Below are 16,239 nucleotides of genomic sequence, written 5' to 3' on the forward strand. Positions count from 1 at the left end.
CAATTACGTTAATTTTTACTAAAATGGTATAATTATTCGTTAAGGTTAAGCAGTAAAGTATTGTATTAACTTTAAATGATGATGATTATGAAAAAGTTAGGATTAACATTGGCAGCAATAGGATTATTTTTTACTACAGCACAAGCTCAGGTTGAAGGTGAAGTAGAAGCTGAGGGAGAGATAGAGGTAGTAGTTGCAGAAGATGAATTTGAGAAAATAGAAGTTTCGGCTTTACCAGAAGCCATTACAGCATCTATTCTAACTCAATTTCCAAATGCTATTACTACTGAAGCATATATGAAAAATGATGGTGAAGAGGTGATCTATAAAGTAGAACTGGATATTAATGGACAAATGAAAAAGGTCTATTTGGATACAGAAGGTAACTTGATAAAGCAAGAAGATAAGAAAGAGGAGTCTAACTAACCAACCAATCTTTCTTAATAAAAAGAGCTGACATTGTGGTCAGCTCTTTTTTTTGTTTTAGTATGTAGGTATTTAAAAGAACCATAATTCGTAAATTTGCGAAATATTAAATTACAGTCCAATTATGGTATCCATTCTTATAGTAGAAGACGATGTGGCATTTGCAACAATGTTAAAAACCTTTTTTGAAAAAAGAGGTTATAAGGTGGACACTTCTTTTTCTGCCGCAGAAGCTTTTAAAAAAATGAAGTCAAGCCCATTTGAAGTGATACTTACAGATGTGAGATTACCTGATAGTGATGGTTTAGAAGTGCTTTTTGAGGTTAAATCTAATTATCCTACAGCTCAGGTTATTGTGATGACCAACTATGCTGAAATAAATATGGCTGTAAAAGCCATGAAAAATGGAGCTTTTGATTATGTTTCAAAACCATTTAGACCAGAAGCTATATTACAAACTATTGAAAATGCTTTAAACCAGAAGAATTTAAATGGAACTATGAGTTCGCCGGAAGAGGTTCTTCCTAAGAAAAAGCGAAAAATAAAAGTTGCCGAATCTTCTTCAGAATTTGTGAAAGGAGTAAGTGATGCAGCAATCAAACTCAATGATTATATAGAACTCGTAGCGCCAACCAGCATGTCTGTATTGATTATGGGGGAAAGTGGAACTGGAAAGGAGCAGGTTGCGAAAAGCATACATGACAAAAGTAAAAGGAAAGGTGCCCCATTTATTGCAGTAGATTGTGGTGCTATTCCTAAAGAAATCGCCTCCAGTGAATTCTTTGGGCATGTAAAAGGATCTTTCACGGGTGCTATTCAGGATAAAACAGGACACTTTGAGGCCGCTAATGGTGGAACTTTATTTTTAGATGAAATTGGTAATTTAAGCTATGGATTACAAGTTCAATTATTACGCGCTTTGCAGGAACGAAAAATTAAACCTGTTGGGAGTAACCATGAAATAAAAGTGGATATTAGAGTTGTAACCGCTACAAATGAAGATTTAACCAAAGCTGTTAAAGAAGGAAATTTTAGAGAGGATCTTTACCACAGATTAAATGAATTTTCGATTAAAGTGCCTGCATTGCGTGAAAGACGAGAAGACCTTATGCTCTTTGCAGATTATTTTCTAGATCAAGCTAATGAAGATCTTGAGAAAGAAGTAGTTGGATTTAGTGATGAAGCTACCGAAGCTTTTAAAAATTACGGCTGGCCAGGAAATTTAAGGGAGCTTAAAAATATGGTGAAAAGAGCTGTGTTACTTACCCAAGCCAATATAATTCCTCTAAAAGTATTACCTCACGAAATCTCTGTTGCTAAAAGCAGCGATGAATCTTACGGTTTATTCAAGAATAAGAATGAAGAATCTTTGATCTTAGACGCATTGGAGAAAGCACAGGGGAATAAAAGTAAAGCCGCAAGACTTTTAGATATAGACAGAAAAACACTTTACAATAAACTAAAGCAGTACGATATTAAACTATAATTTCTCTCTCTAGTTTGGTTAAAAGCGCTTCAATTTCTGTAATCAATCCTTGAATTTTTTGAGCTTCAAAATATTCTGGCACTTCTTTTTCTAATTGCTCTAATTGAAAAACTATATTTCGAGTATTCAGCTGCTTATACATTGGTAACATTTTGTGGGCAATTGAGGTGATTTTGCTTTTGTTGTTATTTAATATCGCTTTGTTTATGTCTAAAAGATTTTTTCTACTAGCATCTACAAATACCTTCAAAATAGTATTTAAAGCATCTTTATCGTCTCCTGCAAACAATAAGATTTCCTTTAATGAAAATTCTTCTGAACTTTCCTCATTTTGACTTTTGATTCCGGAATTTGTCTCTAACTCTAAATTTAAAATATCTCCAATTTTTTGCAATAACTCTTGTGGTTTGTATGGTTTCAATAAACTTCCAGAGAAACCGGCATCTAGATAATCGTCACTGTTAAGAGTAGTTCTCCCTGAGGCTGCAATTACAGGTATGTGTTTTAATTTCTTTTTAGATTGAATGGCATTAAGTAATTCAAAACCATCCATACTTGGCATTTGAATATCTGTAAGAACTAGATCGTATTTTTTCTTTCCTAATTTTTCTAAAGCCTCTTTCCCATCTTGAGCTGTATCACAATTCATCCCAATAGACTTTATTAGCTCTCTGGAAAGCGCCAGTTGAGAAGATTCATCATCTACAGCGAGAATATTCTTTCCATACAAATGAGTATTGGAAACTGGTGATTCAGCAATGATCTTGAGGGAGTCTTTAAGTTTTATAACCGGGATTTTTACTGTAAACTCACTTCCTGTTCCTGGATCACTTTCTAAGGAAAGTTCCCCATTTAATAAATTAGTTATTCTTTTAGAAATAGCTAAACCAAGCCCAGTTCCACCGTATTTTTTTTCAATTTGGCGATGTTCTTGAGAAAACTCTTCGAAAATTTCTTGTTGTTTGTCTTTTGAAATCCCTAGACCAGTATCCTTAATTTTATAGGTTAAAATATAACTATCTTCAATTTGCTTTTCTAAACTTACAGAAACGGTCAAGCTTCCAGCTTCAGTAAACTTATAAGAGTTGTTAATTAGGTTAGAAAGTATTTGTTTGATTCTAAATGGATCACTTAAAACATTTACATCAGCGCTTTTTTCAGCATTAACAATTAATTCAAGATTTTTAGGGTCGTCTTCTGGGATAATATTGTAGAAAGTTTCTTCAAGTAAATTCTTAGCATTAAAAGGAAGTTTTTCTATCTGCATTTTCCCAGCATCTAGTTTAGAGAGATCTAAAAGGTCATTAACCAAATGGAGAATAAATTCTGAACTTTTCCGGAGGTGCCCTAAATAATGTTCCTGCTTATTGTTAAGAGGGGTTTTGCCAATTAATTCAGTATAACCTAGCACGGTATTAAGAGGAGATCTTAAGTCGTGTGTGATAGTAGCCATAAATTGCTCACGACGTAGCATTAAGGACTCTGTAAATGCTTTAGCATCTTCTAATTGAATTCTGTATCGCTGACTTCTGGAGACATCTCTAATAATAAGAAATAGAAAGAATAATACAATAAGCACACTCGTGCCACCCACAATTAAAAGTATTTGAGAAACTTCACTCAGCATCTCTTGTGACCTCCTTGCTCTATTAAATGTTGTAGCCCTTTCCTCTTGTTCTACAGATGCCAATAAATTTCTTAATTGGTCATTAAGGATAATATCATTGTCTAATAATTCATTTTCTTTATTGTTGATTATAGCTCTAAATTTCTGATTTTCACGCTCCAATTCATTTAGTACTTTTTTTACTGAAGCAACTAACGAGTCTGCACTTATGCTAGAAAGTTGTTCTTGATTTTCATCTTTGGAGAATTCTAATAACCTAATTAATACTCTTCGTTGATGAGGTTCTAAATTAGAGAATCGCTTATCGTAATTGTTATCTTTAAAAGAATCATCTACTTTTCCTAATTCCTGAATTACTTCTGTATAAAAACTCGTGTTCCTATCTCTGGATCGCAATTTTAATAATTCTTCTAAGTTCTGACTCTTTCGGGATAATAAGTTGGAAATACTATCCAATTCAATTTTCATAAGTGAATCTGCGTAGGTAGTCTTAAGGACATTGATACTTTCCTGAATGCCATCTATTTGCCCGGTATACCTATTAAGATCTGTAGTGTCTCCTGTTTGAATGAATTGCCGTCCCGTACTTTCAGTTTCATAAAGAGCAGTGGCTATCTCACTTACCAGCACTAATTGCTGATTATTTAGATCGTTGGATTGATTTATAGAAGAAAATTTAACCACTTGCGCATAGGTAAACCATACAGCAATAGCAGCAACCGCAGCTACCATTAGATACCCAATAATTACCTTAAAAGTGATGGAGCGCTTTGTGTTTTGCATTAGGAAATTATTGCTAAAATTACGCCAATTCTTTTAAATTTTGGTATTGATGTAGGAAATCAAAAAAACCTTATTACATTTGTCGCACATCTCAAAGGGGTGCTGTTTTAAGATTTATTTCTGAAGGATAGCTGAGATTATACCCAACGAACCTGGGCAGGTAATGCTGCCAAGGGAACCGATACTCGAAAGAGCATCAAAATTGTATAGACCCCCTTTATAGATCTTCAAGATAGATTTATTAAGGGTTTTTTTATACGCGAATTTTCGCACTAATTTTAAATCAAGAATAATTGCCCCTTTTATTCGTAACACTATTTAATGTAACGAATGAAAAATTTATTTTTATTACCTACAGTTCTTTTAATAACCGCTTTGGGTTATTCTCAACAAAACACTGACACGCTAAGAAAACCTGTGGAAACACTAGATGAGGTCTTAGTACAATCCATTAGGGTAGATGCAGATTCTCCCGTAACCCATTCCAATCTATCTAAGCAAGAGCTTGAAACTCGCAATTTAGGGCAGGATATTCCTTACCTACTAAATTATTTACCTTCTGTTGTTACCACATCAGATGCTGGTGCTGGTGTGGGTTATACCTATATTAGAGTGCGTGGGAGCGATGCTTCTCGAGTAAATGTTACCCTTAATGGAATTCCATTTAACGATTCTGAAAGTCAAGGCTCATTCTGGGTGAATTTGCCAGATTTTGCGTCTTCAGTTGAAAACCTACAATTGCAAAGAGGAGTAGGAACTTCTACAAATGGGTCTGGAGCTTTTGGAGCCAGCTTAAATTTACTATCTGATGCAGTTTCAGAAGAAGCTTATGCTGAGATCTCAAATTCTGTTGGTTCTTTTGGAACCAGAAAGCACAATGTGAAATTAAGCACTGGATTGATCAACGATCATATAGAGATGTCTGGAAGGTTGTCTAAAATAGTTTCAGATGGATATATAGATCGTGCCTCATCTGACCTTAAATCGTACTTTTTGCAAGCAGCATATGTAGATGATAATACCTTGATAAAAGCAATCAGCTTTGGTGGGCATGAAAAAACATATCAATCTTGGTTTGGGATCGATGGGGAAACTTTGGAGAATGACAGAACGTTCAATCCTGCGGGAATGTATACAGATGGCCAGGGAGATACTCAATTTTATGATAATGAAGTTGATGATTATAGGCAGGATCATTACCAACTCCATTGGAATCAACGTTTTAATAATAGTTGGTCTACTAATCTTGGTTTAAACTATACCAACGGAAGAGGATATTTCGAGCAATATAAGGAAGAAGAGGATTTTGAAGATTATAAATTTGCTCCTGTAGATATTGGTGGAGAAAGTATTAATACTACAGATCTTATTAGACGCAGATGGTTGGATAACGATTATTATGTAATAAATGCAAATGCTACTTACAAGAATTCTAAGTTGGAAGTCACTTCTGGAGCATTTTATAGCTTATATAAAGGAGACCATTATGGAGAAGTGATCTGGGCTAGATTTGCCAGTGATTCTGAAATTAGAGATAAGTATTATTTAAGTGATGCTACTAAAAATGAATTCACCGTATTCTCTAAAGCTACTTACAGACTGAATAATAAATGGCAATTTTTTATTGATCTTCAAGGGAGGTTTATAGATTATACTACAGGTGGGGTAACTTCTGACCTTGTAGATATAGATGTAGATAAAAACTTTGAATTCTTCAACCCAAAAGCAGGAATCACATATCAATTAAATCCAAGCAATCAGTTTTATGGGTACTACGGAAGAGCAAATAGAGAACCTACTAGAAACGATTTCGAAGAAGGAATTAGCACTGCGGAGAAATTAAATGACTTCGAATTAGGCTGGAGATATGATAAATCTAGTTTTAAACTGAATTCAAATCTTTATTTTATGGATTATAAAGATCAACTAGTTCTTTCTGGAGCTTTAAATGATGTTGGAGCTCCATTGAGAACTACAAGTGGGAATAGTTATAGACTAGGGATAGAAATTGATGCCGATTGGCGATTGTCTAGTAAATGGAGATTGATGCCGAACCTTGCTTTGAGCACTAACAAAAATAAAGATTTTGTTGCGTCGATAGATGGAGCTTTAGTAGATCTTGGAAATACCAGTATTTCATTTTCACCAGAAATTGTAGCTTCAAATATGTTTGTTTATTCGCATAAGGAGAATTTGCAAATAGGTTTGCTGTCTAAATTTGTAGGTGAACAGTATATGGGAAATATAGACAGTGAAGCTTCTATGTTAGATAGTTTCTTTGTGAATGATATTAATGTGGTATATGAACTAACAAATATTCCGATTTTTAAATCGATCGTATTTAATGCCTTAATAAACAATGTTTTAGATGTGAAATATGTATCTAACGGATATTTCTTTACCTATGATGACGATTTTTCTACACCTGGCGAAATTACTACCGTAGAGGGTGCGGGTTATTATCCGCAATCTGGGATTAATTTCTTGGCTGGAGCAACCTTAAAGTTTTAGAAATTGAAAATTGATTACCCATTTTATGTCAATAGCAACAAAATTTAAATAGTTTGATTTTTTGTCCCCCTGAGCGAAGTCGAAGACTTAAATACATCTCGACTTCGCTTGATGTGACTTTAAAAAATACTGCTCGAATTAAAGTGGATATAAAATAATAAAAATAGTTTAGTGAGGTAGGTTTTAATATTTAAAAGTGAAGCACAAAAAAAGTCGCCATTCTAATTGTAAGAATGGCGACTTTTATTTATTTGAAAATGCTTAATTAAATATTTCTAAAGTATTTCCATTTTTGCTTATTCTATAGGGTTTCATAGTGTACTGGCTACTTCCGTTGGTAAGCTCCCCCGTTAGAATATTATAACTGTTGCCATCATTACAATCACATTTAGCAATAACTCCCTGTACACGTAAAGTTGAACAATCGCTTAAAGGGTGGTTTGGATCGCTTAATTCAAAAGCAGTGAACTGAGTGTTATTAATATTATAAACAACTACCCCATTAATTCCCGTATTATAAGTAGAGTAACTGTTTCCAGGAAAATTTAGACCATTGTATTCCGGTAAGTCTAGATCTATGTTTAATCTAAAACTGAGATCAATTAAATTGGGATTATTTATTCTATCTTCACTGTTAGTACTACATGAATTAAAGACTAGAAGTAACATTAATAAACTACAAATTTTTCGAATCATTTTAGTTGAATTTTAGGCGTAAGAAATATATTGGTTTCAAAATTTAAATTTATTATATTTGTGTAGATAAATCCCGTCTTATGTGGGATTTTTTGTATTTATTAGCAAGATTTTGAAATTTAAACACATATAAAACAGGCCTGAATTAGGTTCTCCAAACCCTGTCACTTTTGGAGTTTGGAATTTATAAAAATCACGATATAGTTATAGGTAATGGGAATGTGAGGTTAATTCCTGTAACGACTATTGTTAAATGAGAAAATTATGAGCAACGTATCTTATTATACACTTGAAGGCTTAAAAAAGTTGAAAGATGAACTTAATCAATTAAGGGATATCGAACGTCCAAAAGCATCTCAAGCAATTGCTGAAGCTCGCGATAAGGGAGACTTAAGTGAGAATGCTGAATATGATGCTGCAAAAGAAGCGCAAGGATTATTAGAAATGAGAATTTCTAAAATGGAAGAAGTGGTTTCTAATGCACGAGTTATAGACGAATCTCAGTTGGATACTTCTAAGGCTTTGGTTCACTCTTTAGTTAAAATTAAAAATAAAACGAATGGGGCAGAAATGACCTATAAGTTGGTGGCTCAAAGTGAAGCAGATATTAAAACAGGTAAAATTTCTGTTGAATCGCCAATAGGAAAGGGTCTGTTAGGAAAACAAGTGGGTGATACTGCCGAGATTAGTGTTCCTAATGGCACAATGGAATTTGAAGTGCTTGAGATCTGGAGAGAATGATTCTAAAATTTAAATAACAAACATTTTAACCTTTTCTGTGGCTTGTAAGAAACGCCATGAAAAGGTTTTTTTAAATATAATAAACACTACAATAATTATGTCTTCAATTTTTTCTAAAATCATCAGCGGGGAGCTTCCCTCTTACAAGATAGCTGAAACTGACAAGTTTCTTGCTTTCTTAGATATTAATCCTAATGCAAAAGGACACACTTTATGTGTTCCGAAGGAAGAGGTGGATAAATTATTTGAATTAGATGACGAAACCTATGCAGGTTTAATGAAATTCTCTAAAAAAGTTGCAATGGCTTTAGAAGAGGCTGTCCCATGTAAACGAGTGGGAATGGCGGTAATTGGATTAGAAGTGCCTCATGTACATGTTCATTTAATTCCGCTTAATAAAATGAAAGATATGGACTTTGGCAACAAGTTGAATTTTACACATGAACAATTATCAAGATTGGCTGAAGAGATCAAAGAGAATTTATAATGGATTACTCAGATTATAAACTTAGTATAGACTTAAGAATAGACTGGAGTGATCTGGACATGTATAAGCATGTTAATAATCTTACGTTTATAAGGTTTATGCAAACCGGGAGGGCACTGTTCTGGGAAGCAACAGGTCTTACTAAAATTTATGAAGCTACACATAGAGGACCAATGGTGGTTTCTACTCATTGCGATTTCAAAAAATCCCTGTATTATCCAGGAACTGCTATTGTAAAAACAAAATTAGCATTTATTAAAAATAGCAGTTTTGGTCTTGAACATATTATTTTGAATGAAGATATGGAAATTTGTGCTGAGGGTCGTGATGTGGCGGTTTGCTTTGATTTTAATCTGAATAAAACTTATAGCATTCCAGATGATCTTAGGGAAATTATGAACGACTATTAAACTTTTTTAAGAGCTATTTGGAAAGTGGAACCCTTATTAATTTCACTTTCATATACTTTAATCTTTCCGTTATGATATTCTTCCACAATCCGTTTTGAAAGGGAAAGCCCAAGACCCCATCCTCTCTTTTTAGTAGTAAATCCAGGATTAAAAATAGTTTGATACTTACTTTTAGGAATTCCCTTCCCGCTATCTTTTATATAAATATAGACCCAATGTAGATCTTGCTTTATTTCTATATCCAGATTTCCTTTTCCCTTCATTGCATCAATAGCATTCCTAACCAAATTCTCTATAGTCCAACTAAATAGAGATTCATTTAAATTTACATAAATAGCGCTGTGTGGGGTAGAAAGTTTAAAGTTTATGAGTCTGGAACTTCTGGTAAATAAATAGTTGTAACTCTCTTTAACGGCAATAACTATATCTGTTTCAGAAAGTATAGGAGTAGAACCAATCTTAGAGAACCTATCAGTTATTGTTCTCAATCTTTCTATATCTTTTTCAATTTCAGAAATATAGGACTTATTAACATTTTCTTCTTTTAGAATCTCTGTCCATCCAATTAAAGATGACAATGGTGTGCCTATTTGGTGTGCGGTTTCTTTTGCCATTCCAGCCCATAATTTATTTTGCTCACTAGATTTTGTAGTGGTGTAAAAGAAGTAAACTACCCCTATAAAAAGAAATATAATTAGCAACAAGCCAATAGGATAATATTTGATCTTTGTAAGCAGTGGCGAATCTCCATAGTAAATTTTATGAATCTGATTTTTCCCAAGTACCATTTCTATCGGTTCATTTTCCGACTGTAAGTCGCTTAAATAATTATCTAGTTTCTTTTGGTTTCCCCTGGTTTCTATTGGAATATTAAGCCCATCTACAATTTCCCCCTTTTCATTTATCCATATGGTTGGAATAGTTGTATTCGTATTAAGAATTCTTAAAGTAAGATCAATATCTGTATCCCCGCTAGCTTTATCCAAAAATGCCTGAGCAGCGGTCCATAATTCCATTTTATCTCGCTCATCTTGTTTTAAACGTTCAAAAAATATGGAGGTGTTCCATAATATAAGCGCTACAATGAGTAGGGAAGAGATTATAATGAACCAACGTGAAAAGTTTCGTTCGTTTGTAAAATTCATGAAGCCTTATTTAGAAGGATTTAAATATAACCGTTTTCTGTTAATATTATTGTTGAAATACGGTTTTTCATTCCTAAGTCGATTCGTTACCTTTGTGAAAAATCACTGAATGCTATCTATAGATCCTAAGGAAATTAGTACGGGAAAAAGACATCAATATTTACTGGGTGCAGTTGGGCCAAGACCCATTGCATTTGCAAGTACATTAGATGAAAATGGCAGGCCAAATTTGTCTCCATTTAGTTTTTTTAATGTCTTTAGTGCTAACCCTCCAATCTTGATCTTTTCTCCTGCGCGAAGAGGTAGAGATAATACTGTGAAGCATACTTATTTGAATGCAAAAGCAACTCAGGAAGTGGTGATAAACGTTGTAGATTATAAGATCGTACAACAAATGTCACTTTCCAGCACAGAGTATCCAGAAGGGGTTAATGAATTTGAAAAGGCTGGCTTTACTATGTTGAAATCTGACGTAGTAAAACCTTTTAGAGTTGCAGAATCTCCTGTGCATTTTGAATGTAAGATCTTGGAAGTTCGAGAACTTGGAGAAGAAGGCGGAGCAGGGAATTTGGTGATCTGTGAAGTAGTGAAAATGCATTTTGATGAAGCTATTTTAGATGATGAAGGTTTTGTAGATCAGCACAAAATAGATCAGGTAGCGAGAATGGGTGGTAACTGGTATACAAGAGCGAATATGGGACTTTTTGAAGTGCCTAAACCCTTATCATCTCTTGGAATAGGAGTAGATCAAATTCCGCAGGAAATTAGAAATAGTAAATTTTTAACTGGGAATGACCTAGGTAAATTAGGGAATGTAGAGGTTTTACCTTCCGCAGAAGAAATAAGAGAATTTATAAATGAGGATAGCAATGCCTCGAGCTTGGTTAAATCTGGAGATCTTAAAAAGATCCAATTGCAAGCACAAGAATATTTAGAGAAAGAAGATCCGGCAAAAGCTTGGAAAATATTATTAGCAAAATTAAATTAAAATGGAAGTAGAAGGAAAAATAAAAATGATTGGTGAGACCCAAACATTTGGAAGTAACGGATTTAGAAAAAGAGAAGTTGTTGTGACAACAGAAGAGCAGTATCCACAGCATATCATGGTGGAGTTTGTACAAGATAAAACAGATCTTTTAAATAACTACCAAGTTGGGCAACCAGTAAAAATTGGAATCAATTTAAGAGGTCGTGAATGGGTGAATCCTCAGGGAGAAACTAAATATTTTAATTCTATTCAAGGTTGGAGAATAGAGAATTTGCAAGCTGCTAGTTCTGCTCCAGGGCAAACTCCTCCACCTACAGATCAATTTGAGCCTGCTCAAGATCTTAAAGATGAAGATTACGACGATTTACCTTTCTAAGGTCTAAGACCTCAGGAAAATCATATATTTAAAGCTTAGCCTCTTAATTTAAGATGCTAAGCTTTTCTTTTTATTTGCTGAATTGAAATCATCCATTAATTAGTATTCTAAAATTTTGAATTCTACTAAAATATATCAAAAATTTCCATCCGTGGAATTTGCGAACCCAGATGGGCTTTTGGCAATGGGAGGTGATCTTTCTGTGGAAAGGCTTTTAGATGCATATAATCACGGCATTTTTCCTTGGTATGATGCTTCAGAACCTATTCTTTGGTGGAGTCCAGATCCTAGAATGGTCTTGTTTCCCGAGAATTTAAAAGTCTCTAAGAGTATGAGGCAACTATTTAAAAAGGAATCTTTTCAGGTAACCTATAATCAAGATTTTAATGGCGTAATTGAAAATTGTGCTGTAATTAAACGTGCTGGGCAGAATGGCACGTGGATTACTCAAGAGATCAAAGACGCCTATTTAAAACTACATCATTTAGGAATAGTCCAATCTGTTGAAGTTTGGCAAAATAGTGAATTAGTGGGCGGACTTTATGGTATCTATTTGAAAGAGAAAAAAATATTTTGTGGCGAAAGTATGTTTGCCAAAGTGAGCAATGCTTCAAAATATGGGTTTATTACCTATGTAAATAAACTGAAGGAAGAAGGAGTTTCCCTAATAGATTGCCAAATTTATACCGAACATTTAAATAGTTTGGGAGCCTCTGAAATCCCTAGGAAAGAGTTTTTGAGTTTTTTGAAATAAGATCTTTAATAAATTTAAAACCCTCAATGAGGGATTAAATTCCAATCTCAATATAAATAGGTAGATGATCTGATCCGATGTTTTTCCCTGTTTCTCTTTCTAAAACGTAAAGTTCTCCTCCAATTAAACAATGATCTAAGGTAGTCCTTAATGGGTAAAAATCGGCTGGCCAAGTGGTTGCTATTCCGAATCCATTTCTAGAGTCAACTAAATTCGCATTAGCAAGTAGATCTTTAAAATGTGATGAAAAAGAAGAAGTGTTCAAATCTCCGATCAAAATAAAATTTCCTGAAAAATCGGCTCTTTTTTTAGCAATATCTTGTAATTGTTTATTTCTTGAATTAAACATTTCTGAACCAATAGGCGGCACCGGATGAGTAGCTAAAATGCTTAGTGGTCTATCGCCAAGTATCAAATCTGCTTTTATAGATGGCTTCGGGCTATTTTCAAAATAGACGATGGAAGAACTCATTTCGATTTTGCTAAATAAAGCAATTCCAAAATTGTCACTTCTCGGTTCTGCTTTGTAGAATGGATATGATTGAAAAACGCCATTTAATTTTCTTTCCCAATGAGGTGTCAATTCCATTAAAACCAAAACATCTGGGTCTTTCTCTTTAATTAACGCTAAAACTTTAGTGGTATCGGTATTTGAGGATAAAAGATTGATGGAAAGAATTTTCAATTCGTATTCAGAGTTTTCAGAAACATTCTCTGGAGAAATATATAAAGGTAGTATGTAAACTGCATTCCAAATGAAAAGAAAAATCAGAATTATTACAGGAACTACAACTCTCCGAAACCCAATCAAAATAAATAATATCAAAACAAATATTAATACAACTAAGTACTGAACCCTAAAATGGGACATTAGATCTATCCACCAGATATTAGGGAAAAGAGTTGGAAGTATTGTGAAGATCGAGATGCAGAAGGATAGGAAGAAAAGTAAATTACGTACGAATTTGGTTTTCATCTAGAATTCTCTGTTTATTATTTAAACTTCCTTATACCTAAAGCAATCCACTTCATGATCGTTTATCATACCTGTAGCTTGCATATGTGCATAAACAACTGTGGAACCAACGAATTTGAATCCGCGTTTTTTAAGATCTTTACTTAATGCGTCACTTATATGCGTTGTGGGCGGCGCTTTTTTATAATCTATCACACTATTTTTGACAGGCTTTCCATTTACAAATCCCCAAATATACTTACTGAAGCTTCCAAACTCTTGTTGAATTTCCATAAATAACTGCGCATTGGTCACAGTACTTCTAACTTTCAATTTATTCCGGATAATCCCAGCATTTTGTAACAACTCCTGAATTTTTTCTTCAGAATAATTGGCGATTATTGTATAATTGAAATTATCAAATGCTTTTCTAAAATTCTCTCTTTTCCGAAGAATCGTGATCCAGCTTAAACCCGCTTGAAAAGTTTCTAAAACCAAGAATTCAAAAATAGTTGCATCATCGTAAACTGGAACTCCCCATTCTTCGTCATGATACGCCTCATATAATGGATCACCCACACACCAACCACAACGTTTCTTATCGCTCATAGTGCTTAAGGCTTAAAATTATAAGTAATTGTGCCAGGTTGGGAAGAACGACCAGGTAACGCAGTAAAATAAGCCTGATTGGCGTATTCTTCAGCTTGATCTGTTAGGCACTCATTATTTGTGGTAGAACTACTTTTATTTACGCTAGTAGAAATTACCCTTCCGTCCTCGTTAACAGTGATATTAATTACCACTTTTCCAGATCTATCGCAGGTGTAAATAGGATTTGGAATCTCAATTGCTGTGCGACCTTTTAGAGAATATGAAATAGAACTATTGTCTATTCCACCTTTCTGAACAGATTTTATTTCTGAAGAATTATTCCCGTCAGATTGCTTTTTGGGTTCTTTTTTCTTTGCTGAAGCGAGACTGTAACTACCAACAGTATTAGAAGCATTTTCATCTGAAGATTCTAATTCGGCAGCACTATTTTTCTGAAAGATCTCATTTAATTGTTCGTTAAAATTAGCATCTCTTGATTCTTGATTTTGATTGAAGGCTTGATGAGTTTCTACATTCTCCCGAGCTTTCGCGGGCACAAGTTCTTCCGGTTCCTTTTCTTCTTCTGGAGCTTCTTCGACTTTAAAACTATCGAGATCCACCAATAGCTCTCGTTCTTTCTGAATATTATTGGAGAGACTTAAATTATATAAACTCAATAATAATACGGCAAAAAACAACAGCGTGATGATCAGGGCTTTATGTCTGTCAAAAAAATCCATAGAATTAAAACTTCGAAAAGGTGTAATTATTCTGCGATCAAGGTAGCAATTTTTCAAAAGATTCAAGATCTAAAGAATCCTCTACATTAAAAGTGCCAATTTTAGTTCTCCTTAAGGCTGAAAGATGCGCTCCAGAATTTAATGCTTTTCCAAAATCGAATGCAAGGCTTCTAATATAGGTTCCTTTACTACAAGCTATTCTAAAATCGACTTTAGGCATTTCAAAGTTTGTGATCTCGAATGCGGATACACTTACTTTTCTGGATGGAATTTCCACATCTTCACCATTTCTGGCATATTCATAAAGACGTTTCCCATCCTTCTTCAATGCTGAAAATACTGGTGGAACTTGTGAAATTTCCCCAAGGAAATTTTTAGTTGCCTCTTGAATATTTTCTTCAGAAATATGATCGATAGGAAAAGTTTGATCAATTTTTGTTTCGAGGTCATAAGAGGGTGTTGTACCTCCCAAAGTAAAAGTGCCGGTATATTCTTTTTCCTGTCCTTGTAATTCTTCTATTCGTTTGGTGAATTTCCCAGTGCAAATAATTAAAAGTCCAGATGCTAACGGATCTAATGTTCCTGCATGGCCGACTTTAATCTTTTTTATTTTGCAGCTTTGGCGAATAAGCCAACGCACCTTGTTTACCAATTGAAAAGAAGTCCATCCCAGTGGTTTGTCAAATAATAGTATTTGCCCTTCTTTAAATTCTTCCGGAGTGAAGATTTTAGTTTGCATATCCAAATCCTATTGCAATTATTCCAACGATCAAGCAATAAATTGCGAAATAAGATAATTTACTGTTCTTAACTAATTTTATCATCCAAGTACATGCAACAAGTCCCGCTAAGAATGCAGCTACAAAGCCAATTATTAAAATTGAGGAATCTGTAGTGCTTTCTGAAAGATCACCACTAAGGATGTCTTTAGCGATTTTCCCTAAGATCAATGGCACAACCATTAAAAAAGAAAATCTTGCAGCTTTTGCTTTATCATTTCCTAGTAAGACCGAAGTAGAGATCGTTGCCCCAGATCTCGAAATCCCTGGTAGAATTGCAATTGCCTGAGATATTCCTATTACAAAAGCATTGCGATAGCTTACAGGTTTTTCAGTGTTTTTGGCTTTATCTGCTAACCACAATAATAGTGCAGTTATAATCAGCATAAATCCAACCAACAGTAAATTCCCTCCAAATAATACTTCTAGTTCATCTTCAAATAGAATTCCCACCAATGCAGCTGGGATCATAGAGAGAATGATCTTTAAGGAAAACTGAGTTTCCTCGTTCCATTTAAATTGAAAAAGACCTTTAAAGATTTCTAAAATATCTTTCCTAAAAACTACAATGGTACTAAGTGCTGTTGCAAAATGCAATACTACTGTGAAGAGTAGAGATTCGCTAGGAATACTGTTATCTCCGAGGATGGCTTTTCCAAGTTCTAAATGCCCACTAGAAGAAACAGGTAGAAATTCGGTAAGTCCTTGAATGATCCCAAGGATTACTGCGTCAAATTCGTTCAA

At 34.2% G+C, this 16,239-nt stretch carries 17 protein-coding genes; 9 read left to right on the top strand and 8 right to left on the bottom strand.

The genetic code is table 11. The features are described 5' to 3' along the window. Positions 1–87 precede the first annotated feature (87 nt). Positions 88–426, top strand: a complete 339-nt coding sequence (locus I130_RS02030; RefSeq protein ID WP_034918952.1) for a hypothetical protein — start codon at positions 88–90, stop codon at positions 424–426. Between the two features lie 124 nt (positions 427–550). Continuing rightward, positions 551–1,912, top strand: a complete 1,362-nt coding sequence (locus tag I130_RS02035; protein WP_034918471.1) for a sigma-54-dependent transcriptional regulator — start codon at positions 551–553, stop codon at positions 1,910–1,912. On the opposite strand, the gene I130_RS02040 is transcribed toward I130_RS02035, so the two are convergent. Further along, positions 1,902–4,322, bottom strand: a complete 2,421-nt coding sequence (locus I130_RS02040) for an ATP-binding protein (RefSeq protein WP_034918475.1) — start codon at positions 4,320–4,322, stop codon at positions 1,902–1,904. The two genes, I130_RS02035 and I130_RS02040, sit on opposite strands and share 11 nt — an antisense overlap. Positions 4,323–4,652: 330 nt before the next feature. Here I130_RS02040 and I130_RS02045 point away from each other — a divergent pair, with 330 nt between their 5' ends. Continuing rightward, entirely contained in the window at positions 4,653–6,833 is a 2,181-nt protein-coding gene (locus tag I130_RS02045; protein WP_034918477.1) for a TonB-dependent receptor, read from the top strand. A 261-nt stretch (positions 6,834–7,094) separates the two neighbouring features. Here I130_RS02045 and I130_RS02050 read toward each other — a convergent pair whose 3' ends face one another. After that, complete coding sequence (locus tag I130_RS02050; protein WP_034918482.1) at positions 7,095–7,529, bottom strand: hypothetical protein; 435 nt, start codon at positions 7,527–7,529, stop codon at positions 7,095–7,097. Between the two features lie 264 nt (positions 7,530–7,793). On the opposite strand from I130_RS02050, the gene greA reads away from it, so the two are divergent. The 3 genes from greA to I130_RS02065 all read left to right on the top strand — a co-directional run bounded on the left by greA (position 7,794) and on the right by I130_RS02065 (position 9,167). Then, the gene (gene greA, locus I130_RS02055) at positions 7,794–8,270 is read left to right on the top strand and encodes a transcription elongation factor GreA (RefSeq protein ID WP_034918486.1); all 477 of its coding nucleotides are present in this window, start codon (positions 7,794–7,796) and stop codon (positions 8,268–8,270) included. Positions 8,271–8,367: 97 nt separating this feature from the next. Next, positions 8,368–8,757 carry an HIT family protein gene (locus I130_RS02060; RefSeq protein WP_034918489.1) on the top strand — a complete coding sequence of 130 codons (390 nt, stop codon included), beginning with the start codon at positions 8,368–8,370 and terminating at the stop codon, positions 8,755–8,757. Continuing rightward, complete coding sequence (locus tag I130_RS02065) at positions 8,757–9,167, top strand: acyl-CoA thioesterase (RefSeq protein ID WP_034918495.1); 411 nt, start codon at positions 8,757–8,759, stop codon at positions 9,165–9,167. Before I130_RS02060 ends, I130_RS02065 begins: the two co-directional genes overlap by 1 nt. Here I130_RS02065 and I130_RS02070 read toward each other — a convergent pair. After that, positions 9,164–10,312: a sensor histidine kinase gene (locus I130_RS02070; protein WP_034918499.1), complete on the bottom strand. Its 1,149-nt coding sequence runs from the start codon at positions 10,310–10,312 to the stop codon at positions 9,164–9,166. The two genes, I130_RS02065 and I130_RS02070, sit on opposite strands and share 4 nt — an antisense overlap. 109 nt (positions 10,313–10,421) lie before the next feature. Here I130_RS02070 and I130_RS02075 point away from each other — a divergent pair, with 109 nt between their 5' ends. The 3 genes from I130_RS02075 to aat all read left to right on the top strand — a co-directional run bounded on the left by I130_RS02075 (position 10,422) and on the right by aat (position 12,430). Further along, the gene (locus tag I130_RS02075) at positions 10,422–11,300 is read left to right on the top strand and encodes a flavin reductase family protein (protein ID WP_034918502.1); all 879 of its coding nucleotides are present in this window, start codon (positions 10,422–10,424) and stop codon (positions 11,298–11,300) included. A 1-nt stretch (position 11,301) separates the two neighbouring features. Continuing rightward, a complete protein-coding gene (locus I130_RS02080) occupies positions 11,302–11,676 on the top strand; it encodes a DUF3127 domain-containing protein (RefSeq protein ID WP_034918505.1) in 375 nt (124 codons plus the stop codon). A 184-nt stretch (positions 11,677–11,860) separates the two neighbouring features. Next, complete coding sequence (aat, locus tag I130_RS02085) at positions 11,861–12,430, top strand: leucyl/phenylalanyl-tRNA--protein transferase (RefSeq protein ID WP_410503374.1); 570 nt, start codon at positions 11,861–11,863, stop codon at positions 12,428–12,430. 34 nt (positions 12,431–12,464) lie between these two features. Here aat and I130_RS02090 read toward each other — a convergent pair whose 3' ends face one another. The 5 genes from I130_RS02090 to I130_RS02110 are packed head-to-tail and all read right to left on the bottom strand — an operon-like array spanning position 12,465 to position 16,239. Then, a complete protein-coding gene (locus I130_RS02090) occupies positions 12,465–13,406 on the bottom strand; it encodes an endonuclease/exonuclease/phosphatase family protein (protein ID WP_034918514.1) in 942 nt (313 codons plus the stop codon). Positions 13,407–13,427: 21 nt separating this feature from the next. Then, on the bottom strand, positions 13,428–13,994 hold the full coding sequence (locus I130_RS02095) for a DNA-3-methyladenine glycosylase I (RefSeq protein ID WP_034918518.1): 567 nt from the start codon (positions 13,992–13,994) through the stop codon (positions 13,428–13,430). Between the two features lie 5 nt (positions 13,995–13,999). Continuing rightward, positions 14,000–14,716 (bottom strand): energy transducer TonB, encoded by a 717-nt coding sequence (locus I130_RS02100; RefSeq protein ID WP_034918522.1) that lies wholly within the window; start codon positions 14,714–14,716, stop codon positions 14,000–14,002. Positions 14,717–14,753: 37 nt separating this feature from the next. Further along, on the bottom strand, positions 14,754–15,455 hold the full coding sequence (truB, locus tag I130_RS02105; protein ID WP_034918526.1) for a tRNA pseudouridine(55) synthase TruB: 702 nt from the start codon (positions 15,453–15,455) through the stop codon (positions 14,754–14,756). Continuing rightward, the gene (locus I130_RS02110; protein WP_034918530.1) at positions 15,445–16,239 is read right to left on the bottom strand and encodes an undecaprenyl-diphosphate phosphatase; all 795 of its coding nucleotides are present in this window, start codon (positions 16,237–16,239) and stop codon (positions 15,445–15,447) included. The genes truB and I130_RS02110 overlap by 11 nt, the downstream gene beginning before the upstream one ends.

Source organism: Gillisia sp. CAL575 (assembly GCF_000403785.1).
Lineage (GTDB): Bacteria > Bacteroidota > Bacteroidia > Flavobacteriales > Flavobacteriaceae > Gillisia.

Coding starts and splice junctions, on each gene's coding strand:
- I130_RS02030 (WP_034918952.1), top strand. CDS start 88: ATGAAAAAGTTAGGATTAACATTGGCAGCAATAGGATTATTTTTTACT.
- I130_RS02035 (WP_034918471.1), top strand. CDS start 551: ATGGTATCCATTCTTATAGTAGAAGACGATGTGGCATTTGCAACAATG.
- I130_RS02040 (WP_034918475.1), bottom strand. CDS start 4,322: ATGCAAAACACAAAGCGCTCCATCACTTTTAAGGTAATTATTGGGTAT.
- I130_RS02045 (WP_034918477.1), top strand. CDS start 4,653: ATGAAAAATTTATTTTTATTACCTACAGTTCTTTTAATAACCGCTTTG.
- I130_RS02050 (WP_034918482.1), bottom strand. CDS start 7,529: ATGATTCGAAAAATTTGTAGTTTATTAATGTTACTTCTAGTCTTTAAT.
- greA (WP_034918486.1), top strand. CDS start 7,794: ATGAGCAACGTATCTTATTATACACTTGAAGGCTTAAAAAAGTTGAAA.
- I130_RS02060 (WP_034918489.1), top strand. CDS start 8,368: ATGTCTTCAATTTTTTCTAAAATCATCAGCGGGGAGCTTCCCTCTTAC.
- I130_RS02065 (WP_034918495.1), top strand. CDS start 8,757: ATGGATTACTCAGATTATAAACTTAGTATAGACTTAAGAATAGACTGG.
- I130_RS02070 (WP_034918499.1), bottom strand. CDS start 10,312: ATGAATTTTACAAACGAACGAAACTTTTCACGTTGGTTCATTATAATC.
- I130_RS02075 (WP_034918502.1), top strand. CDS start 10,422: ATGCTATCTATAGATCCTAAGGAAATTAGTACGGGAAAAAGACATCAA.
- I130_RS02080 (WP_034918505.1), top strand. CDS start 11,302: ATGGAAGTAGAAGGAAAAATAAAAATGATTGGTGAGACCCAAACATTT.
- aat (WP_410503374.1), top strand. CDS start 11,861: ATGGGAGGTGATCTTTCTGTGGAAAGGCTTTTAGATGCATATAATCAC.
- I130_RS02090 (WP_034918514.1), bottom strand. CDS start 13,406: ATGAAAACCAAATTCGTACGTAATTTACTTTTCTTCCTATCCTTCTGC.
- I130_RS02095 (WP_034918518.1), bottom strand. CDS start 13,994: ATGAGCGATAAGAAACGTTGTGGTTGGTGTGTGGGTGATCCATTATAT.
- I130_RS02100 (WP_034918522.1), bottom strand. CDS start 14,716: ATGGATTTTTTTGACAGACATAAAGCCCTGATCATCACGCTGTTGTTT.
- truB (WP_034918526.1), bottom strand. CDS start 15,455: ATGCAAACTAAAATCTTCACTCCGGAAGAATTTAAAGAAGGGCAAATA.